This is a genomic window from Paracoccus sp. TD-10 (assembly GCF_048270675.1).
Taxonomy (GTDB): domain Bacteria; phylum Pseudomonadota; class Alphaproteobacteria; order Rhodobacterales; family Rhodobacteraceae; genus Paracoccus; species Paracoccus pantotrophus.
Genome location: NZ_CP182418.1, coordinates 338793 through 359466, shown reverse-complemented (window position 1 = coordinate 359466; position 20674 = coordinate 338793). Strand labels below are relative to the sequence as shown.

Below are 20674 nucleotides of genomic sequence, written 5' to 3'. Positions count from 1 at the left end.
CATGAGCAGAATCGACGACACTTTCGCGCGGCTGGCCAAGACGGACGGCAAGGCCTTCGTCGCCTATATGATGGGCTGCGACCCGGATTTCGACACCTCGCTGCAGATCATGCGCGGCCTGCCCGGCGCCGGCGTGGACATCATCGAGCTGGGCATGCCCTTCACCGACCCGATGGCCGACGGCGCCACGATCCAGGCGGCGGGCCAGCGCGCGCTGGCGGCCGGTGGCAGCGTGACCCGCGTGCTGGACATGGTGCGCGCCTTTCGCGCCGATGACGACGCCACGCCGATCGTGCTGATGGGCTATTACAACCCGATCTATGCCCGCGCGGGCGGTGTCGACCGCTTCCTGTCCGAGGCCGCCGCGGCCGGCGTGGACGGGCTGATCGTCGTGGACCTGCCGCCCGAGGAGGATGCCGAGCTGTGCCTGCCGGCGCGCGAGGCCGGCCTGAACTTCATCCGCCTGGCGACGCCGACCACCGATGACCGCCGCCTGCCCGCCGTGGTGCAGAACACCTCGGGCTTCGTCTATTACGTCAGCGTCACCGGCATCACCGGCGGTCCTGCGGCGAACGCGGCCGAGGTCGCGCCCGAGGTGGCCCGCATCCGCGCCAGCGCGAAACTGCCGGTCGTCGTCGGCTTCGGCATCTCGACCCCCGAGGCTGCGCAGGCGGTGGCGGGCGTGGCCGATGGCTGCGTCGTGGGTTCGGCCATCGTCAAGCTGATCGGCGAGGGCCGGCCGGTGCCTGAGATCCTGGCCTTCGTCGCCGACCTGGCGCGGGGCGCGCACAGCGCCTGAACCGATCCTCCGCCCGGCGCGTTCGATGATGCAGAACGCCGCGTTCCCGCCTTTGCCGGTGGGGGAAACGCGGCGCGGCGCTATCTTGGACGCATCGCAAGACGGAGGATTTCATGCCCACCCTGTTCTACCATGCCGGCGCCTGCTCGCTCGCGCCCCATATCGTGCTGGAATGGACCCGCGCGCCCTATCAGGCGGTGGCGGTCGAATTCGGCTCGGCCGAACTGCTGGCGGTGAACCCGGCCGGCGCCGTGCCGGTGCTGCGCGAGGATGACGGCTGGACCCTGACCCAGGCGGGCGCGATCCTGCACCACCTGGCGCGCAAGCATCCCGAGGCCGACCTGGCCGGCGGCGACGGCCTGCGGGCGCAGGCGGAACTCGACCGCTGGTCGAGCTTCTTCACCGGCGACCTGCATCCGGCCTTCTTCCCGCTGTTCACGCCGCAACGCTATACCACCCGCCGCGATGAGGCCGACCGCGAGGCGGTGCAGGAGGCCGCGCGCAAGCTGGTCCGCAAGCGGCTGGCGCTGCTGGACGCGCATCTGGATGGCCGCGACTGGATCCTGGGCCGCCGCTCGGTGATCGACGCCTATGCCTTTCCGATGCTGCGTTGGGCGGCGAAGCTGCTGCCCGAGGGAACCGATGGCTGGGCCAATGTGCAGGCCCTGCATGACCGCATCGCGGCCGATCCGGCCGTGCAGACCGTCCTTGCCCGCGAAGAGGGCGCATAAAGGGGAAAAAATCATGCCCACCGGCATCCATCACGTCACCGGCATTACCCGCCGGGTGCAGGCCAATGTCGATTTCTACGCCGGCTTCCTGGGCCTGCGCCTGGTCAAGCGCACCGGCGGCTTCGAGGATGCCGAGCAATTGCACCTGTTCTATGGCGACGCGCTCGGCTCGCCCGGCTCGCTCGTCACCTTCCTGGTCTGGGAGGACGGGGCGCCGGGCCGGGTCGGCCATGGCCAGGTGGCGGAAATCGCGCTGGCCGTGCCGCCCGCCAGCATCGGCGACTGGCTGACCCGCGCCATGACCGCGCGCGTGCCGGTCGAGGGGCCGCTGCGCGAGCGGGGCGAGACGGTGCTGCGGCTGAAGGATCCCGACGGCGTGATCGTCAAGCTGGTGGGGGCGGACCTGCCCGCCACGGCCCCCTTGCCCGATCCGATCGCGCCGACGCGGCTGCGCGGCGTCACCATCCTGACCGAACAGCCCGCAGCGACGCGGGATTTCCTGACCCGCTTCGGCTATCGCCCCGGCTCGACCGAGGGCGCGGCGCAGCGCATGGAATCGGACACGGATGTCGTCGACATCCGCGATGCGACCGGCTTCTTTCCGGGCATTCCCGGTACCGGCATCCTGGATCACGTCGCCTTCCGGGCGCCGGACGCCGATGCCGTGCGCCGGATGCGGCTGGCGCTGAAGGATACCGACGCGACCAGCGTGCATGACCGGAAATATTTCCTGTCGCTCTATGTGCGCGAGCCGGCGGGAACGCTGCTGGAATATGCCACCGACGCCCCCGGGTTCACCGTGGACGAGGCGGCCGAGCACCTGGGCGAGACGCTGTTCGTCCCGCCCCATGACGCGGCCCGCGCCGAGGACCTGCGCGTGATCCTGCCGCAATTCGCCCTGCCGGGCGAGGAAAGGAGCCCGATGCGCGAGTTGCATTTCATCCACCGCTTCCACCGGCCGGAAAACCCGGACGGCAGCACCATCGTCCTGCTGCACGGCACCGGCGGCAACGAATCCGACCTGATGCCGCTGGCGCATCGGATCGCGCCGAACGCCACGCTGCTGGGCGTCCGCGGCCGCTCGACCGAGGAAGGCATCAATCGCTGGTTCCGCCGCTATGACGCGGTGACCTATGACCAAGAGGACATCCGCGCCGAGGTCGAGGCCTTTGCCGGCTTCATCGCCGAGGCGGCGCGGGCCTACGGCCTGGACCCCGCGGCGCTGACCTATCTGGGCTATTCCAACGGCGCGAACCTGCTGGGCGCGGTCATGCAGCTGCATCCCGGCCTGATCGGCCGGGCGGTTCTGCTGCGCGCCGTGCAGGTGCTGGAGGAGCCGCCGGCGCTGGAGACGCAGGCCCTGGCCGGCAGCCGGGTGCTGATGCTGACCGGCGCCCGCGATCCCTTTGCCCGCATGGCCCCGGCGCTGGAGCGCGCCCTGCAGGACGGCGGCACGGCGCTGGAGGCGCGCACGCTCGATGCCGGGCACGAGCTTCGGCCCGAGGATGCGTCGCTGACCGCTGGGTGGCTGGGTCACGGCTGAGGGCCGGACCGGCAGCGCGGCGCCCCTCCGCGCTGCCGCATGGGTATTTGTAGAACAGAGAAGATGGACAGGCGGGTCGCGAGGCCCGCCTGTCCTTTCGTGATTCCGGGCGATGTGTTTCCGATTCCCGAACGCCGTTTCCGATTCCGGTTGGCTTGCCCGAAAGCCTGGCAAAGGCCAGTTTGAGGCCGACGCATTCAACCGGAAGGGCCGCGCCCGGCCCGCCAAATCATGACGAAGGATCAGATCATGACCCAGAAACCGCATATCGCCATCATCATCGGCGCGACCCGCGCCGCGCGCTTTGCCGACAAACCCGCAGCCTGGCTGCTGGAAAACGCGCAAAAGCGCGAGGACATGAGCTTCGAGCTGGTGGACCTGCGCGACTACGACCTGCCGCTGTTCGACGAGGTCGCCTCGAACCTCTGGGTGCCGTCGCAGGATCCGCGGGCGGTGAAATGGCAGCAGAAGCTGGCCGGGTTCGACGGATTTATCTTCCTGACCTCGGAATACAACCATTCGGTCAGCGGCGCGCTGAAGAACGCGCTGGACCAGGCCTACAAGGAATGGAACCACAAGCCGGCGGCGGCCATGGGCTATGGCGGCGTCGGCGCCGCCCGCGCCATCGAGCACCTGCGCGGCATCGCTGTCGAACTGCAGATGGTGCCGCTGCGCAATGCCGTGCATCTGGGCGGCGGCGATTTCTTCAAGGTCTCGCCGCTGGGCGCCAATGGCGAGATGGCCGAGGTCGAGGCGAACCTGCTGCCGGCGCTGAACGCCATGCTGGACGAATTGCTCTGGTGGGCCGAGGCGACCATGGCGCAGCGCGCCAGGACCGCCTGAAGCAATCAGCTCAGCCGGCAGGACGGGGCGGTCATTTCGACCGCCCCTTTTTCTTGCTGGCCGTGTTCAGCGCCACGGCGGCGCGGATCAGCGCCTTCAGCGCCCCGGCATCGATCCGCTCGCCCTCGCGCAGGTCGATGGCGCGGCGGGTATTGCCATCCAGGCTGGCGTTGAACAGGCCCGCGGGATCTTCCAGCGCCGCGCCCTTGGCGAAGGTCATCTTCACCACCTGCTTGTAGGTCTCGCCGGTGCAGATGATGCCGTCATGCGACCAGACCGGCACGCCGCGCCATTTCCATTCCTCGACCACCTCGGGATCGGCCTCGTGGATCAGGGCGCGCAGCCGCGCCAGGGTCTCGCCGCGCCAATCGCCCAGTTCCTTGATCCGCGCATCGATCAGCTGCGAGGCGGGCTGTTCCGTTGCCGGCTGGCTCATGCCGTGTCGCTCCCTTCCGTCCTGCCGCGGTCAGGAGCATGGGGCGAAATCGCCGATGCGGCAACAGGCCCGCCGGCTGCGGGCGGATTCCCGCGCGCATGAAAAAGGCCGCCGGATCGTTCCGGCGGCCTTTCCTTTCGGTTCGGCAGGGCTCAGTCCAGCGGCTTCAGCCGCGCCTCGATCTGCGCGCGCTGCCCTTCCAGGAAGGGCGGCAGCGACAGCGTCTCGCCTAGGCTCTCCAGCGGCTCGTCCACGGCGAAGCCGGGATCGTCGCTGGCGATCTCGAACAGGTTGCCGCCCGGCTCGCGGAAATAGAGCGAGCGGAAATAGTAGCGTTCGACCTCGCCCGAATTGGGCACCCGCATCCCGCTCAGCCGCCTGGCCCATTCGTGAATGGCCGGCTTGTCGGGCACGCGGAAGGCGACGTGATGCACCCCGCCCGCGCCCTGGCGCGCCGTGGGCAGGTCGGGCTGGACCGCGACATGCAGCTCGGCCGCGGGGCCGCCCTGGCCCATCTCGTAGACATGGACCGTGCCGTGCCCGTCGGGGCTGGCATAGTCGCGGACCTTGCGCAGGCCCATCACCTGGGTCAGCACCAACTCGGTCGGGGCCAGGTCCGGCACCGAGATGGTGATCGGCCCCAGCCCGTGGATCTGGTGCTGCACCGGCACCGGGCTTTTCGCCCAGGGCGCGGGCTCGGCATCGGGCGCGTCCGCGGTCAGGCGGAAACGCTGGCCCTCGGGATCCTCGAAATCGAGGCTGGCGCGGGTGTCGATCTCGGCGATCCGCCCCACGGTCAGGCCGCGGTCCCGAAGCCGCCCGGCCCAGTAGTCGAGGCTGTCGCCCGCGACCCGCAGCCCGGTGCGGCTGATCGAATGGGTGCCGCGCCGCTCGGGCGCCGCCGGCCAGTCGAAGAAGGTCAGGTCGGTCCCGGGCCGGGCCAGCCCGTCGGCATAGAACAGGTGATAGGCGCTGGTGTCGTCCTGGTTGACGGTCTTCTTGACCAGCCGCAGCCCCAACGTGTCGGTATAGAACCGCTTGTTGCCGGGCGCATCGGCGGTGATTGCCGTCAGGTGGTGAATTCCGGTCAGCTCCATGATGGGCCTCCTTTCTCTTGGCATCAATATCGGGCATCGCGGCCGTTTCCGCCACCGGAGCGGCCGCGAACCTTGCGTTCGCCGATTGCGAACGGCGCGGGACCGGGTAAGCTTGGGCCATGCGTTACGACCTGAACGATCTGGAAACCTTCCTGACGGTGATGGAGCTGGGCACCGTCACCGCCGCCGCCGCGCGGCTGAACCTGTCGAAATCCGTGGTCAGCAAGCGCATCACCGACCTGGAGGCGACGCTGGGCGCGGCGCTGTTTCGCCGCAATGCCGGCCGCATCACCCCCACCGAGGCGGCGCTGCGCCTGGCCGAGCGGCTGCGTCCCGCGCTGGCCGAACTGGTCGCGGCCGCCGAAAGCACCGCCTGGGACATGGACGGGCTGGCACCCCTGCGCGGCAGCCTGGCCATCGCCGCGCCGATGAGCTTTGGTGTGATGCATCTGGGGCCGATCATCGCCCGCTTCGCCGCCCAAAACCCCGAGCTGGAGATCCGCGTCGATTACGACGACCGCAGCCGCGACCTGGCGCGCGAGGGCTTCGACATCGGCATCCGCATCGGCAAGATGCGCGACAAGGCGCTGATGCAGCGCAAGCTGTGCGAGGATGCCAGCATCGCCTGCGCCAGCCCCGCCTATCTGGACCGCAGGGGCCGCCCGCAGACCCTGGCCGACCTGCGCGAGCATGAGGTGATCGGCTACAGCCACCTGCCGATGAGCCAGCTGTGGCAGTTCCAGGATCGCGACCGCTTCGTTTCGCCCTTCGTCCAGGGGCGGCTGTCGATGAACAACGGCGAGGCGATCCGCGACATGGCCATCGCGGGGCTGGGGCTGGCCATCCTGCCCGGATTCATCGTCGCGCCGGCGCTGGCCGAGGGGCGGCTGGAGCGGGTGCTGACCGGCTTCGGCACCAGGCCGCTGCCCATCGTCGCGGTCTGGCCGCCGGTCCTGCCCATGCCGGCCAAGCTGCGCCGCTTCATTGACCATCTGGCCGCGGAACTGCACAGCCCGGCATGGCAGGCAGGCTGGGCATCCGCCCGTCCCGACCCCATATCCCGGGAACCCGCAGCCCCAAAGGTCGCCCCGTGATGAGACATGGCGTGAAGAAGATCGGTTTTCTGTCCTTCGGCCATTGGTCGGACGAGCCCGCCTCGCAGGCCCGCAGCGCCCAGGACACGCTGCTGCAATCCATCGAGCTGGCCGTCGCGGCCGAGGAACTGGGCGCGGACGGCGCCTATTTCCGCGTCCATCACTATGCCCGCCAGCTGGCCTCGCCCTTCCCGCTGCTGGCGGCGGTGGGGGCGCGCACCAGCCGCATCGAGATCGGCACCGCCGTCATCGACATGCGCTATGAAAACCCGCTCTACATGGCCGAGGATGCCGGGGCCGCGGACCTGATCGCGCAGGGGCGGCTGCAACTGGGCATCTCGCGCGGCTCGCCCGAGCAGGTGATCGAGGGCTGGCGCTATTTCGGCTATTCCCCGGCCGAGGGCGAAAGCGATGCCGACATGGCGCGGCGCCATGCCGAGGTGTTCCTGAACGTGATCGAGGGGCATGGCTTCGCCCGGCCGAACCCGCGACCGATGTTCCCGAACCCGCCCGGCCTGCTGCGGATCGAGCCGCATTCGCCCGGCCTGCGCCAGCGGATCTGGTGGGGCGCGGCCTCGAACGACACCGCCCGCTGGGCGGCGCGGCTGGGCATGCATCTGCAAAGCTCGACGCTCAAGACGGACGAGAACGGAAAGCCCTTCCACGTCCAGCAGGCCGAGCAGATCCGCGCCTATCGCGGGGCATGGGCGGCGGCTGGGCATGGGCGCGAGCCGCGCGTCTCGGTCAGCCGCTCGATCTTTCCGCTGATGGATGACCGCGACCGGATGTATTTCGGCCATGGCGGCAAGGAGGCCGACCAGATCGGCTTCACCGAGAAGACCCGCTCGATCTTCGGCCGCGGCTATACCGCCGAGCCGGACCGGCTGGTCGAGGAACTGCGCGAGGACGAGGCCATCGCCGAGGCCGACACGCTGCTCTTGACCGTGCCGAACCAGCTGGGCGTCGATTACAACGCCCATGTGATCGAGGCGGTGCTGAAACACGTTGCCCCCGCGCTTGGCTGGCGCTGAGCGGGGGGGCTTTGTGATCGCGGGGACGGGGTATAGGCTGGCCCCAAGGAAACCAGCGCGAACGGGGACCGGATGGCGACAGAGGTGACGGCCGCTGCCGGGGCGGCGGCACATGGCGGCGGGGTGCCGCTGCTCAGCGTGGTCGTGCTGCTGGCGGCGGCGGTTCTGGCGGTGCCGCTGTTTCGCCGGCTGGGGCTGGGCTCGGTGCTGGGCTATCTGGCGGCGGGACTGGCGATCGGACCCTTCGGGCTGGGCTTTTTCCACGACCCGCAGGCGATCATCCATGTGGCCGAGCTGGGCGTGGTGCTGTTCCTGTTCGTCATCGGGCTGGAAATGCAGCCCTCGCGGCTTTGGACCATGCGGGGCGAGATCTTCGTGCTGGGCCTTGCCCAGGTGCTGCTGGCCATCGCAGCGCTGACCTGCGTCGGGCTGGCGCTTGGCTTTCCGGTCGCCGCCAGCTTCGTCTCGGGCACCGGATTCGTGCTGACCTCGACCGCCATCGTCATGCAGATGCTGGCCGAGCGGGGCGAGATGGCGCTGCCCAAGGGCCGGCGCATCATCGCCATCCTGCTGTTCGAGGACCTGGCCATCGTGCCGCTGCTGGCGCTGGTCGCCTTTCTCGCGCCGGGGGGCGAAGAGGTGACCCTGCCCGCCCGGCTGATCGGCATCGCCGTCGGGCTGGGCTGCATCGCCGCGCTGGTGGCGGCCGGGCGCTATCTGCTGAACCCGATGTTCGGCCTGCTTGCCCGGTTCGGCGGACGCGAGGTGATGGCCGCCGCCGCGCTGCTGGTGGTACTGGGCGCGGCGCTGCTGATGCAATGGGGCGGGCTGTCCATGGCGATGGGCGCCTTCCTGGCCGGGGTGCTCTTGTCGGAATCCAGCTTCCGCCACCAGTTGGAGGCGGATGTCGAACCCTTTCGCGGCCTGCTGCTGGGCCTGTTCTTCCTGGGCGTCGGCATAGCGCTGGACCTGCGGGTCATCGCCGCCAACTGGGCGCTGATCGCGATCTGCGTGCCGGCCTATATGCTGCTGAAAATGCTGGTGATCTATACCGTCGGCCGGGTGCTGCGCGCCAGCCGCGCCGAGGCGCTGGAGCGCGCGGTGCTGATGGCGCAGGGCGGCGAGTTCGCCTTTGTGCTGTATTCCAGCGCCATGCAGTTCGGCATCATCAGCGGCCAGGACAATGCCGTGCTGACCGCCATCGTCATCGTCTCGATGGTGCTGACGCCGCTGATGATCATCCTGCACGACCGGCTGGCGCCGAAACCCGCGCCCTCGCTCGACGGGGTCGAGGCGGCCGAGGGGCTGGAGGCGCGGGTGCTGATGATCGGCTTCGGCCGCATGGGCCAGATCGTCAGCCAGCCGCTGATCGCGCGCGGCCATTCCATCTCGATCATCGAAAGCGACCCGCAGACCATCCGCGATGCCGACGAGTTCGGCTTCAAGGTCTGGTATGGCGACGGCGCGCGGCTGGACATCCTGCACGCCGCCGGGGCCAGCAATGCCAGCCTGATCGTCGCCGTGCCCGGCGACAGGCAGGCCGTGACCCGCATCGTCGCACTGGCCAAGCACGAATTCCCGCTGGTCCCGGTCATAGCCCGCGCCTTCGATCGCGAACATGCGCGGGAACTGGTCGAGGCCGGCGCCGACTTCCAGCTGCGCGAGACGCTGGAAAGCGCCTTCGCCATGGGCCGCGAGGCGCTGTTGCAGCTGGGCGACGACCCCGACGCGGTCGAGGCGGTCATGGCCGAGATCCGCGGCCGCGACATGGAACGGTTTCAGATGGAATGCGTCGGCGGCATCTTCGCCGGCCGCGACCTGCTGCTCGGCAATCGCCGGGACTAGGCGCGGGCGATCTCGATCAGCCAGACATCCGGGGCGGGACCGGCGGGCAGCGCGGCCTCCGGCCCCTCGCAAAGCAGCACGTCAAGCTGGTCCAGCGCAACGGTGCCGCCTGCGAAATCCAGCACCACGGGCGCGGTGGCCAGCAGCAGCCGCCAATCGGGCGCCCCCTCGGCCACCTGGGTCAGCCGCGACAGCCGGTGGGTGAAGGCGCCGCGCCGGGTCATCACGTTCAGGTCGGTGATCGGCCCCGCCAGCAGCCGCGCCGAGGTCGGCAGATCGGCCGGGAAGGCCAGCGGCTCGCTCTCCGGCGTCAGCCGCCGCATGGACTGCCCCTGCACCTGAAGCGCGATCCCCGCGCCGGTCAGCACCGCCAGCGTGCGGTCGATCTGCGGAAAGATCGAGAAATCGCCGTCCTCGGTCACGCCCGCCATGCTGACGCGCCAGCCGAAATCGGCAAGGCCCGCGCCCGCGGGATGGACGGCAATCTCGACCGTCTCGCCGCGGCCGTTCTTCCACGGCATGCGGCGATGGTCGGCGGCTTTCAGGATGCGATGGCTCATGCAGCTCTCCTCTTGGTTCCCTCGCCTCAGCCGCCGCGCCGGCCCAGCACCTTGCCCACCACCGGCCCCAGCACGATCACGATGACCATGCGCAGCAGATGATGGCTGACGACATAGGCGATATCCGCCCCGGCGATCAGCGCGATCACCACCATCTCGGCCTGCCCGCCCGGCAGGAAGGCCAGGAAGGCGTCCAGTGCCGGCGCCAGCCCCAGATGCACGATCCCCTCGATGAAGACCAGGCTGACCGCCGCCAGCAGCAGCGCATAGACGATACCGGCCGTCACATGCAGGCGCAATTCGCGCAGGGTGATGCCGGCATATTTCACCCCGACAGCGATGCCGATGAAGAATTGCGCGGCCTGGATCATCTCGGCCGGCGGGCGCTGGGTGATCAGCCCCGACAGCGACAGCGCCGCGGTCAGCACCATCGGCCCCAGGATCGAGGCGCCGAAGACGCCCAACCGCTCGGCCCCCTTCCAGCCCAGCAGCCCGGCGGCGACCATCAGCGCGATCTCGGCCGCATCCGTGGCACGCATCGGCGTGCCGGGCGGCTGCGACAGGTCCACGCCCCACCAGGCGGTCATGATCAGCGGCGCAACGGTGACGATCACCAGAACCCGCGTCGCATGGATCAGCGACAGGGCACGGACATCGCCGCCCGCCTCCTCGCCAAAGACCAGCATGTCCTGCAAGCCGCCTGGCATGGCGCCATACCAGGCCGTCGCATGGTCGAAGCCGAAGGCGCGGCGAAACAGCGGATAGCCGACCAGCGCGATCACGCCGATGAAGCCGGGCACGAACAGCAGCGATGCCGCCACCTCGGGCAGTTCCGCCAGCACGCCGGGCGTGATCGAGGCGCCCACCGCCACCCCCAGGATGGTGCGCATGAAGATACCGAACTGCCCGGCCCCGGCCAGCGGCGCGCCGGCCAGCGCCGCGACCAGGCAGGCCAGCATCGGTCCCAGCAGCATGGGCAGCGGCAGGTGCAGCAGCAGGAAGGCCGCGCCGCCCAGGGCGGCCAGCGCGAAGGTCAGGATGCGGCGGTTCAGCAGGTTCATCGTCATTCCCGGCGGGCGCCCGTCACCCGGGCGCCATGGGCCGAATTGGCACAGCCGGCCGGGAAATGTCAAAGCGACTCGGCCGATTCGCGCCAAGGCCGCGCCATGGCCCGGACCCGCCCTGCCGAAGGCCACCGCCGGCCGGGCCGAGAGCGTCCCAGCTCAACCCTTCCGGGGCCTTGCAACCTGCCCGCTCCTGCGACAATTAGGCGCATTGGAAGCCCGTTTTTCGGGCGGGCGCGAAAGGCAAGCTCAGATGACCAGACCCGCCGGGGCCGTGCTGCACCAGATCACGCAGGCGCTTGGCCCGGCGATCGCGCCCGGCTCGCCGCGCGAGGCGTTGCGGGCCGGCCTGGGGGCGCTGGTGGGGCTGGGCATCTCGGGGCTGTTCCTGCTGTCGCCCGCGACCGACCTGCGGCTGGGGCTGTCCATGATCGCGCCCTTCGGGGCGACCTCGGTGCTGGTTTTTGCGGTGCCCAACAGCCCGCTGGCCCAGCCCTGGTCGGCGGTGGTCGGCAATTCCGTCGCCGCCGCCATCGGCGTGCTGGCCTGCATGGCGACGCCGCATTCGGCGCTTTGCGTCGCGCTGGCAGTGGGCGTCACCATCGCCGCGATGATCCTCTTGCGCGCCGTGCATCCGCCGGCCGGCGCGGTCGCCATGACCGCCGCGCTGAACCCCGAGGCGATCGGCGCGCTTGGCTTTCACTTCGTGCTGACGCCGGTGCTGGTCGGCACGCTGGCGCTGGTGGGGCTGGGGATGATCTATGCCCGGCTGACCGGCCGGCGCTATCCGTTTCGCCAGTTCGAGGAACCGGGGCCGCATGGCACCGCCGACCACCCGGCGATGGAGCGGCTGGGCCTGTCCAAGGAAGAACTGACCGAAATCCTGCAACGCTATCGCCAGTCGCTGAACCTGGGGGTCGAAGACCTGGCGCGCCTGATCGGCGCCGCCGAATTGCAGGCCGCCGCCCATCGCACCGGACCGCTGACCGCGGCGGACGTGATGTCGCGCGACCTCGTCACCGTGGCCCCGCATACGCGGCTGGTGCGGGTCGCCGACATCTTCCGCAAGCACGGCTTCACCTCGCTGCCAGTGGTCGAGGCCGGCGACCAGTTCCGTGGCGTGATCTTCCAGCTGCACCTGATCCGCCGCGCCCGCGAGGACGCCTTTCGCCACAACCGCCGCTTCCTGGCCGCCCTGTCGGACCTGATGAACCCCAGGCGCGGCGCAGCCCCCCGCGCGCGCGAGATCATGCAGACCGACCCGCCGCATGTCGCGCCCGACGCGCCCATCGGGGCGCTGCTGCCGATGCTGGCCTCGGGCGAATGCGAGGCGGTGCCGGTGCTGGACGGGCCGCGCATCGTCGGCATCGTCACCCAGACCGACCTGATCTCGGCGCTGGCGCGACAAAGCCTGCGGCAGCCGCCGCCGAGGCCCTGAACATGCCGATAACGACAGGCCGCGCCGCATTGCCGAACGCGCCGCGGCGGGGATAGGCTGCCCCTGCCGGAACAAGCACGAGGGCAGACATGACCCGTCCCACGCTGGGCGCCGTGGCCATCGGCCGCAACGAGGGCGACAGGCTGAAGGCCTGCCTGCGCTCGCTGGTGCCGCTTTGCGCGCGGGTGGTCTATGTGGACAGCGGCTCGCGCGACGACAGCGTCGCCTTTGCCCGCAGCCTGGGCGTCGCCGTGGTCGAGCTGGACAGCTCGGTTCCCTTCACCGCCGCCCGCGCCCGCAATGCGGGATTCGAGGCACTGCAGGCGGAGGGCGCGCTGGATCTGGTGCAATTCGTCGATGGCGACTGCCGGGTCGAGCCGGGCTGGCTGGAGGCCGGCGCCGCCGCCATGCAGGCCGATCCCGGACTGGGCCTCGTCACCGGCTGGCGGTCCGAGATCCACCCCACGGCCACGGTCTATAACCAGATGTGCGAGGTGGACTGGCACCGCCCCGCCGGCCCCATCGTGGCCTGCGGCGGCGACATGATGGTGCGTACCGCGGCCTTTCGCCAGGTCGGCGGCTTCGACCCCGCGGTGATCGCGGCCGAGGATGACGAATTCTGCCTGCGCCTCGGCAAGGCCGGCTGGAGGCTGCAGCGCCTGCCGGTGCAGATGACCTGGCACGATGCCGCCATGACGCGATTCGGCCAATGGTGGCAGCGCACCATCCGCAACGGCCACGGCTTCGCGCAGGTGGGCCGCATGCACCCGCCGCATTTCCGGCGCGAGCAGATGCGGGTCTGGGTCTATGGGCTGGCGTTGCCGCTGCTTTTCCTGCTGGGGCTGGTCCTCAGCCCCTGGCTGTCTCTGGCGGCGCTGGGACTTTACGCGCTGTCTTTCTGGAAGACCCTTACGGGGCTGCGCGGCCAGCCGATGGCCGGCCGGCAGGCGGCGCTGCTGACTCTGGCCAAGATCCCCAACCTTTTCGGGATGCTGACATATTTCCGTCGCCGCCAGCGGGGCGACGCCATGCATATCATCGAATATAAATAGGAGCTTGCCATGACCTCGGACCTGCGCGTCGGTATCGTCGGGGCCGGCTACATCGCCTCGTGGCACGCCGATGCGATCAAGGCCGCGCCGGGCGCGCGGCTGGTCGCGATCTGCGACCCCGCCATCGATGCGGCAGAGGCGCTGGCCTCCGGCCATGGCGTCGCCGCCTTTGCCGACCTGGACCAGATGATCGCCGCCGGGGTCTGCGACGTGGTGCATATCCTGACGCCGCCGAACCTGCATCGCGACCTGGCGGTGAAATGCCTGGGCGCCGGCCTGCATGTGCTGGTCGAGAAGCCGGTGGCGCTGTCCGTCGCCGAGATCAACGAGATGGAGGCGGCCGCCACGGCCGCCGGCCGCCAGCTGGGCGCCTGCCACAACTTCCTGGGCCTGCCGGGTTACGAACGGCTGAAACGGGCGGTGCAGGCGGGCGACCTGGGGCTGGTCTCCAGCGCGCAGGTCAACTGGGCGCTGCCCTTGGTGCCGCTGCGCTCGGGGCCCTACGGGCTGTGGATGCTGCGCGAGACGCAGAACCTGCTCTTGGAGCTTGGCCCGCACCCCTTCTCCTTCGCGGTGGACCTGTTCGGCCCGCTGGAGGTCGAGCATGTCAGCCTGGGCCAATGGATCACCCTGCCCGGCGGCGAGCGGCGGCCGCAAAGCTGGCGCATCTTGGCCCGCGCCGGCAAGGTGGACCTGACCATCGCCCTGTCGCTGGTCGAGACCTTCGACGACCGTTCGGTCAGCTTGCGCGGCTCCTCCGGCATGGCGCGGCTGGATTATGCGGCGGATGCGCTGGTGGTCACGCGCGACAACACCGCCGATCTGGTGCTGAACCCGCTGATCAAAGAACTGTCCCGCGCCGGGGCGCATCTGCGCGAGGGGCTGCGCAACGCCTTCCGCCAGGCCGCCTCGCTGAACCAGAAAAGCCCCTATGGGCTGAGCTTCCGCGCCACCATCGCCGCCTTCTACGACGGCATCCGCGCCGGGCAGCCCGACCCGCGCTTTGCGCCCGCCTCGGCCCGCGCGGTGATGCAGGGGATCGAGGATGCGCTGGCCCGCCTGCCCGCCCTGCCCGCGGTTCCGGCCCGGCCCCACGGCACGCCGCGGCCGCGCGTCATGGTGATCGGCGGCACCGGCTTCATCGGCCGCAACCTGACCCGGCGGCTGGTCGAGCGCGGCCACGACGTGCGGGTGCTGTCGCGCGGACACAACGGTCCCTTTCCCGACATCGCCGACCATGTCGAAACGCTGGGCGTGTCGCTGCGCGACGAGGACAGGCTGGCGGCCGCGATGCAGGGCATGGATTGCGTCTTCAACCTGGCAAAATCCACCGACAAGAACTGGCAGGCGGCGCTGGAAAACGACGTGGCCACGACCGAGCGCATCGGCCGCGCCGCGATCCGCGCCGGCATCGGGCGGCTGGTCCATACCGGCACCATCGCCTCATACGACATGTCCGACCCGGCCCGCACCATCACCGAGGCCACCGATTTCGGCGAGATGGAAACCCGCAACATCTATGCGCGGTCCAAGGCCGAGGGCGAGCGGCGGCTGATCGCCATGCAGGCGCAGGGATTGCGGCTGGTGATCGCCCGGCCCGGCATCGTGCTGGGCGACGGCGGGCCCCTGCAGCATTGGGGCATCGGCCGCTGGCACGGCGCCGGGGCGGTGCGGCTGTGGGGCAATGGCCGCAACATCCTGCCCTTTGTGCTGGCCGACGACGTCTCGGACGGGCTGATCGCGATGATGGAACGCGACGAGGCCATCGGCGAAAGCTTCAACCTGATCGGCGAGCCGATGTTTTCCGGCCGCGACTATTTCGACGCCATCCATCGCCGCACCGGGGCGCGGCTGAAGGTCAGCGGCTCGAACCTGACCGCGCTCTGGGCGGTCGATGCGGTCAAGCAGGGGCTGAAGCGCCACGTGCTGCGCCGCAAGGGGGCGTCCCCGGCCTCGCTGGCCGACTGGAAGTCGCGCGGGCATCTGTCGCGTTTCGATAATACAAAACCCAAGCGCCTGCTGGGCTGGGCGCCGGAATCAGACCGCGACGCCTTCTGGCGCCGCGCCATCGACGAGGCGCATCTGTTCTGGTGATCAGAGCAGCCCGTCCAGCAGCAGGAAGCCCGGCAGCCAGCCGGTGAATATCCCGGCCAGCAGCGTGACCCAGGCGGTCTGCCGCTGGATCGGGCGGCCAAGCGCCAGCAGCAGGAAATACAGGAACCACAGCACGCCCCAGACGGCCCAGTTCGCCGCCAGCCAAAGCTCGGTCGCGGACCCCGCCGCCGCCAGCGCGCGCAGGCAGACCGGCACGGTCGTCACCGCGACGAACAGGCTGAACCAGCCCAGGCCGCGCCCATCCGCCCCGCTGAGCCGGTTATAGGCGACCCACAGATAGGTGGTGCAGAACAACAGGCTCAGCGCGCCGTTGCGGATGCTGGCGGCGCTGGCCCCGGCGCCGAAGGCGTCGTGCAGCACTGCCGCGCCCGAAACCAGCGCGGCGACGATGTTGATGACGACGATCTCGCGATCGGCGATCCGGCCCATCAGCCAGAGCCCGTTCAGAAACAGCACGGCGCCGACATAGAACAGCACGAACCCGGTAAGCATCGGACCTCCTCAGCACGACTGACCGCGGATCGGGCAATTGCCCGGAATACGATCAGCCCATGCCTGCCAAGAAGGCAAATCCCGCGCCGGATCAATCGAAATATTTTCAACGATCCGTAAAAACAGCGTTCGGTTTTCCTGCGGTCACAGCCCGGTCAGCGGGTTGGTGCTGACCACCTCCCAGACCACCTCCTGCATGCGCCGCGCCAGTTCGGGCGAGGGCGCATCGGCGGGACTGCCATCGGCGCGCATCAGTTCATGCGGCAGGCCGACCGGGCTTTGGCCGTAAAGCACCGCGTAATGGGTCAGCGCCACCAGGTAGACGCCCAGGTCGTTCGGGTGGATGGGGTCCAGCGTGCCGTCCGGGCTGCGGCCGAACAGATCCTCGCGCGATGCCAGCTCGGCGATGCCGCCCCTGGCCTCGGCCTCGGCCACCAGCCGGGCCATGACCTGCCCCACGGGGATCAGCCAGACCGGCTTGCCGGCGGCACGCGCGGCGGGCCAGAGCAGGCCGGGCTTCCACATCGTCTCCAGGTCGTCGGGCAGGCGCGACAGCCAGTCCGGCTGGTCATCCAGCGCGTGCCAGCTTTCGTAAAGAAAGACCTGCCCGGCCGGATTGCCCGCCGCCGCCTCGGCCGCCCATTTCCCGGCATAGAGGCGGCTTTCCTTGTATTGGATCGCATCCTGCAGCCGCACCATCTCGGTCATGACGAAGGCGTCGTATTCGCCGCTCGCCAGCGCCTGATGCGCGTCGCGATAGCGGGGGGTGGCGTTTTCCTGGTCGAAGCCGGCGATTGCCTCGCGGCCCTGGTGATGCTCGCGCAACGCTGTGCCCCAGCCCAGTTGCAGCGCATAATCGTGCCCCTGCCCGGCCAGCTGCGCCAGCATCGCCGGCATGTCGCGCCCGACCAGGCTGTGGCCCAGGTGATAGACCCGCAGCGGTCCCTGCGGCAGCGCCCGGCCGGCCTGGTAAAGCGCCTGCACGTCGGCGCCGTCATCCTGCGCGGCCCCGGCCCTTTGCGCATGGCGCCAATAGAACAGCGCCGCCACGGCGGCGACGACCAGCAGGGCAAGCAGGGCAAGAAGGTAACGCATGACTGTCCTCGTTCCGAACCACGGGATCAGGGATAGCAAAAAGGCCGCCGCCCCGAAAGGCAGCGGCCATTCCTGTCGCTTCGGAGGGCTTACGCCTCGACCGCGTGGTTCTTGCGGTTCCAGCGGATCGAGGACCAGAACGAGATGCCGATCAGCGTCGCGCCGCCCAGGCCGGTGATGACCTCGGGGATATGCACCAAGGGCTGCACGAACATGATCACCGACAGCGCGATGATGGCATAGAAGGCGCCATGTTCGAGGAAGCGGTATTCGGCCAGCGTGCCGCGCTCGACCAGCATGATGGTCATCGAGCGCACATACATGGCGCCGATACCCAGGCCGATGGCGATGACGAACAGGTTATGGGTCAGCGCAAAGGCCCCGATCACGCCGTCGAAGCTGAAGGAGGCGTCCAGCACTTCCAGGTAAAGGAAGGCGCCGATGCCGCCCTTGGCGCCGGCCTGCATCGCCTCTTGCGAGCTGTCGAGCAGGCCGCCCAGCACCTCGACCAGCAGGAAGGTCAGAAGGCCCCAGATCGCGGAATGGAAGAACACCTGCGAATCGGCCCCTTCCAGGAAGCGCGAGAAGATCAGCACCGTGACCAGCACCACCGCGACCTCGATGCCGCGGACGGTGGCGTAACGCTGCATGCGATGTTCCAGCCAGCGCACCCAATGCACGTCCTTTTCATGGTCGAAGAAGAAGCTCAGGCCGACCATCATCAGGAAGGTGCCGCCGAAGGCCGCGATGGGCAGATGCGCCTCGTGCATGATGCGCGAATATTCGTCGGGCTGGCTTGCGGCCAGGACCATGGCCTGCCAGGGACCGATATTGGCGGCGATGACCACGATCAGTAGCGGAAAGACGATCCGCATGCCGAAGACGGCGATCAGGATGCCCCAGGTCAGGAAGCGGCGCTGCCACTTCGGGGTCATCTCTTTCAGCTTGTTGGCGTTGACGATGGCGTTGTCGAAGGAAAGCGAGATTTCCAGCACCGCCAGCACGGCGCAGATGAAAAAGATCGTCAGCGTGCCGCCGACGGTTCCGGTCGTCTGCCATCCCAGCACCGCGCCCAGGGCGAGGCCGAGCACGGTGACGATGAAGGACCATTTGAAATAGTGCAGGGTGGGACGATGGGTTCCATTCGTCGAGCCCCCCAAGGGCGGGTTGTTTCCTTGCTGCATGTTAAGAACAAGTCCAGGCGGCTGGTCAAAGATGGATGCCGACATCACGAACGTGCCGCCACGTCCGCCAGAGGGGCCCGGCCATCAAACTGCGTTCACGAAGGCGCGAACGCGCAAAAGATGGCGAATCCGGGTCACGATTGCAAGGGTTCCGTGCCAAGCCCGGCATTTTCTTGCACGGACCGGGCCGGGGCCGCCGCCGGCAGGGTGATGCGCGCCAGAAGCCCGCGCCCGCCGGCCCCCGCGTCCAGCACCAGCCGGCCGCCGAACAGGCCGGCGATCTCCAGCGCCACCGGCAGGCCCAGGCCCATGCCGGGCCCCGCGGTCTCGCCCCGCGCGAATCGGCTGACGGCGGCGGCGCGCGCCTCGGCCGGGATGCCGGGGCCGCTGTCCTCTACCTCCAGCACCGCCTCGCCGCCCGCGCGCCAGACGCGCACCGTCACCACCGCCGCACGGCCGGCATGCAAAAGCGCGTTCGAGATCAGGTTGCTCAGCGCCTCGCCCAGCAGCAAGGGCTCGGCGCGGACCGTCACCGGCCCCTCGCCCTCGAAGCCCAGGTCGATGCCGGCCTCGGCGGCGGCGGGGATATGCTCGGCGGTCAGGTCGCGGGCCAGCGCCGCCAGGTCCAGCGGCGCGGCCAGCGCGGCGCCCTCGGCGGTATCGACCCGCGCCAGCAGCAGCAGTTGCGCCAGGATGCGCTCGGCATGGGCCACGGCGGCATCGCCCTTGGCCGCGGCGGCCTGCGCCTCGGGCAGCGTTGCCGCCCGCGCCGCCAGCGCCAGCTGGGTGCGCACCACGGTCAGCGGCGTGCGCAGCTGGTGCCCGGCATTGCCGGTAAAGTTGCGCATCCCGTCCAGCGCCGCACCCAGCCGCCGCATGAAGCCGTTCACAGTGCCGACCAGCCCGCGCACCTCGGAGGGCACCGGCGTCCCGATCGGGCTCAGGTCGTCGGGGCTGCGCGCGGCGATCTCCTCGCCCAGCCGGTAAAGCGGGCGCAAGGACAGCGTCACCGCGACCCAGACGATCAGCGCCGCGCCCGCGATCATCAGCGCCAGCCGCAGGGCCGAGCGCATCAGGATCGCCCGCGTCAGCTCGCGCCGGGCATTGGTGGTCTCGGCCACGGTGACGACGAAGGGCACCTCGTCGATGCCGGTCGAGGCGGCGCGGGCCAGGCTCGCCACCCGCACCGGCTCGCCCCGGAACACGCCGTCGGCATAGGCCGGCCCGCCCCCCGGCCGCGCCGGCGCCATCGGCAGGTCGCCATAGCCGGTGACGATATGGCCGGGCGGGCCGTCCACGCGATAGAAGACCCGGTCCTGCGCGGCGGAGCTCAGCATCTCCAGCGCGCCATAGGGGATCTCGATGGCGATGCGCCCGTCCTCGTCCAGCGAGGCGCGCTCGGCTATCACCAGCGCCGAGCCGGCCAGCACCCGGTCGGCCAGCGCATTGGCCATGCGCACCGCCTCGCGCCAGGTGTCGATCAGCGCGGCGGTGCCCAGCGCCAGAGTTCCCATGAGCAGCCAGCCCAGCAGCCGGCGGCGCAGGGAAAACGGCCGCCGGATCACGGCACCGCCCGGTCGAGAAAATAGCCGATCCCCCGCGCCGTCCTGACCGTCAGCCCGGCCGGCGCCAGCCGCTTGCGCAGCCGGCTGACATATTGCTCGATCGCGTTGGCGGACAGGTCGTCCTCCAGCGAGGTCAGCGACTGCACGATCGATTCGCGCGCCACCACCTTGCCGGCGCGCATGATCAGCAGCTCCAGCAACCCGCGTTCGCGCGCCGGCAGGTCCAGCGGCTGCCCCGCCAGCAGGAAGCTGCGCGCGGTCTGGTCCAGCACCAGATCGCCGAAGCTGACGGTGGAGTTGCGCAGCCCCGCCTGCCGGCGCAGAAGCGAGCGGATGCGCGCCTCGAACTCGCCGATGTCGAAGGGCTTCACCATGTAGTCGTCGGCACCCAGGTCCAGGCCGCGCACCCGTTCCTCGGGGGCGCCGCGCGCGGTCAGGATCATCACCGCCGCCGGATTGCGCCGCGCCCGCATCGCCCGCAGCACCTCCAGCCCGTCCATCTGCGGCAGGTTCAGGTCGAGGATCACCAGGTCGAAGCTTTCCGCCGCCGCCAGCGCCTCGGCCGAGGCGCCGTCATGGACCACGTCCACCGCATAGCCCGACTGCCGCAGCAATGCGGTCAGCCCCTCGGCCAGAGACAGGTTGTCCTCGACAAGCAGGATGCGCATGTTTCCCCCTTCCGCCCGCAGC

The 20674-nt window shown here is 69.8% G+C and carries 19 protein-coding genes; 10 read left to right on the top strand and 9 right to left on the bottom strand.

The genetic code is table 11. The annotated features are described in order from the left end of the window. Nucleotide 1 precedes the first annotated feature (1 nt). The 4 genes from trpA (at nucleotide 2) to ACNKFW_RS01780 (ending at nucleotide 3916) form a co-directional block, all read left to right on the top strand. Entirely contained in the window at nucleotides 2-799 is a 798-nt protein-coding gene (gene trpA / locus ACNKFW_RS01795; RefSeq protein WP_147427505.1) for a tryptophan synthase subunit alpha, read from the top strand. A gap of 113 nt (nucleotides 800-912) precedes the next feature. Continuing rightward, nucleotides 913-1530: a glutathione S-transferase family protein gene (locus ACNKFW_RS01790; RefSeq protein ID WP_024845431.1), complete on the top strand. Its 618-nt coding sequence runs from the start codon at nucleotides 913-915 to the stop codon at nucleotides 1528-1530. Between the two features lie 13 nt (nucleotides 1531-1543). Further along, complete coding sequence (locus ACNKFW_RS01785; RefSeq protein WP_147427504.1) at nucleotides 1544-3073, top strand: VOC family protein; 1530 nt, start codon at nucleotides 1544-1546, stop codon at nucleotides 3071-3073. 249 nt (nucleotides 3074-3322) lie between these two features. Next, nucleotides 3323-3916, top strand: coding sequence for an NADPH-dependent FMN reductase (locus tag ACNKFW_RS01780; protein WP_024845433.1), 594 nt, complete (start codon nucleotides 3323-3325; stop codon nucleotides 3914-3916). Between the two features lie 31 nt (nucleotides 3917-3947). Here ACNKFW_RS01780 and ACNKFW_RS01775 read toward each other — a convergent pair whose 3' ends face one another. After that, nucleotides 3948-4352 carry a DUF1801 domain-containing protein gene (locus tag ACNKFW_RS01775; RefSeq protein WP_024845434.1) on the bottom strand — a complete coding sequence of 135 codons (405 nt, stop codon included), beginning with the start codon at nucleotides 4350-4352 and terminating at the stop codon, nucleotides 3948-3950. Between the two features lie 152 nt (nucleotides 4353-4504). Beyond that, entirely contained in the window at nucleotides 4505-5449 is a 945-nt protein-coding gene (locus ACNKFW_RS01770; RefSeq protein ID WP_024845435.1) for a ring-cleaving dioxygenase, read from the bottom strand. Nucleotides 5450-5568: 119 nt separating this feature from the next. Between ACNKFW_RS01770 and ACNKFW_RS01765 the strand changes: the two genes are divergently transcribed. From ACNKFW_RS01765 to ACNKFW_RS01755, 3 genes are all read left to right on the top strand, one after another. Continuing rightward, nucleotides 5569-6543 (top strand): LysR family transcriptional regulator, encoded by a 975-nt coding sequence (locus ACNKFW_RS01765; RefSeq protein ID WP_024845436.1) that lies wholly within the window; start codon nucleotides 5569-5571, stop codon nucleotides 6541-6543. A gap of 11 nt (nucleotides 6544-6554) precedes the next feature. Then, nucleotides 6555-7574, top strand: a complete 1020-nt coding sequence (locus tag ACNKFW_RS01760) for an LLM class flavin-dependent oxidoreductase (RefSeq protein WP_418024814.1) — start codon at nucleotides 6555-6557, stop codon at nucleotides 7572-7574. A 72-nt stretch (nucleotides 7575-7646) separates the two neighbouring features. Then, nucleotides 7647-9419 carry a monovalent cation:proton antiporter-2 (CPA2) family protein gene (locus ACNKFW_RS01755; RefSeq protein WP_418024601.1) on the top strand — a complete coding sequence of 591 codons (1773 nt, stop codon included), beginning with the start codon at nucleotides 7647-7649 and terminating at the stop codon, nucleotides 9417-9419. Here the strand turns inward: ACNKFW_RS01755 and ACNKFW_RS01750 are convergent. After that, nucleotides 9416-9979 carry a HutD family protein gene (locus ACNKFW_RS01750; protein WP_418024599.1) on the bottom strand — a complete coding sequence of 188 codons (564 nt, stop codon included), beginning with the start codon at nucleotides 9977-9979 and terminating at the stop codon, nucleotides 9416-9418. The genes ACNKFW_RS01755 and ACNKFW_RS01750 overlap by 4 nt on opposite strands. Before the next feature lie 26 nt (nucleotides 9980-10005). After that, nucleotides 10006-11040 (bottom strand): AbrB family transcriptional regulator, encoded by a 1035-nt coding sequence (locus tag ACNKFW_RS01745; protein ID WP_081750568.1) that lies wholly within the window; start codon nucleotides 11038-11040, stop codon nucleotides 10006-10008. Nucleotides 11041-11296: 256 nt separating this feature from the next. Between ACNKFW_RS01745 and ACNKFW_RS01740 the strand changes: the two genes are divergently transcribed. From ACNKFW_RS01740 to ACNKFW_RS01730, 3 genes are all read left to right on the top strand, one after another. After that, on the top strand, nucleotides 11297-12481 hold the full coding sequence (locus tag ACNKFW_RS01740; protein ID WP_024845441.1) for an HPP family protein: 1185 nt from the start codon (nucleotides 11297-11299) through the stop codon (nucleotides 12479-12481). An 89-nt stretch (nucleotides 12482-12570) separates the two neighbouring features. Further along, nucleotides 12571-13533 (top strand): glycosyltransferase, encoded by a 963-nt coding sequence (locus ACNKFW_RS01735; protein WP_024845442.1) that lies wholly within the window; start codon nucleotides 12571-12573, stop codon nucleotides 13531-13533. A gap of 9 nt (nucleotides 13534-13542) precedes the next feature. After that, a complete protein-coding gene (locus ACNKFW_RS01730; RefSeq protein ID WP_418024597.1) occupies nucleotides 13543-15627 on the top strand; it encodes an NAD-dependent epimerase/dehydratase family protein in 2085 nt (694 codons plus the stop codon). On the opposite strand, the gene ACNKFW_RS01725 is transcribed toward ACNKFW_RS01730, so the two are convergent. The 5 genes from ACNKFW_RS01725 to ACNKFW_RS01705 all read right to left on the bottom strand — a co-directional run bounded on the left by ACNKFW_RS01725 (nucleotide 15628) and on the right by ACNKFW_RS01705 (nucleotide 20652). Then, nucleotides 15628-16140, bottom strand: a complete 513-nt coding sequence (locus tag ACNKFW_RS01725) for an AmiS/UreI family transporter (RefSeq protein WP_418024595.1) — start codon at nucleotides 16138-16140, stop codon at nucleotides 15628-15630. Nucleotides 16141-16284: 144 nt separating this feature from the next. Next, nucleotides 16285-17235: a hypothetical protein gene (locus ACNKFW_RS01720; protein WP_418024593.1), complete on the bottom strand. Its 951-nt coding sequence runs from the start codon at nucleotides 17233-17235 to the stop codon at nucleotides 16285-16287. A gap of 89 nt (nucleotides 17236-17324) precedes the next feature. Further along, entirely contained in the window at nucleotides 17325-18419 is a 1095-nt protein-coding gene (locus tag ACNKFW_RS01715) for a DUF475 domain-containing protein (protein WP_051419759.1), read from the bottom strand. A 134-nt stretch (nucleotides 18420-18553) separates the two neighbouring features. Further along, nucleotides 18554-19984: a sensor histidine kinase gene (locus tag ACNKFW_RS01710; RefSeq protein ID WP_028710672.1), complete on the bottom strand. Its 1431-nt coding sequence runs from the start codon at nucleotides 19982-19984 to the stop codon at nucleotides 18554-18556. Then, a complete protein-coding gene (locus tag ACNKFW_RS01705) occupies nucleotides 19981-20652 on the bottom strand; it encodes a response regulator transcription factor (protein WP_024845448.1) in 672 nt (223 codons plus the stop codon). The genes ACNKFW_RS01710 and ACNKFW_RS01705 overlap by 4 nt, the downstream gene beginning before the upstream one ends. Nucleotides 20653-20674 lie beyond the last annotated feature (22 nt).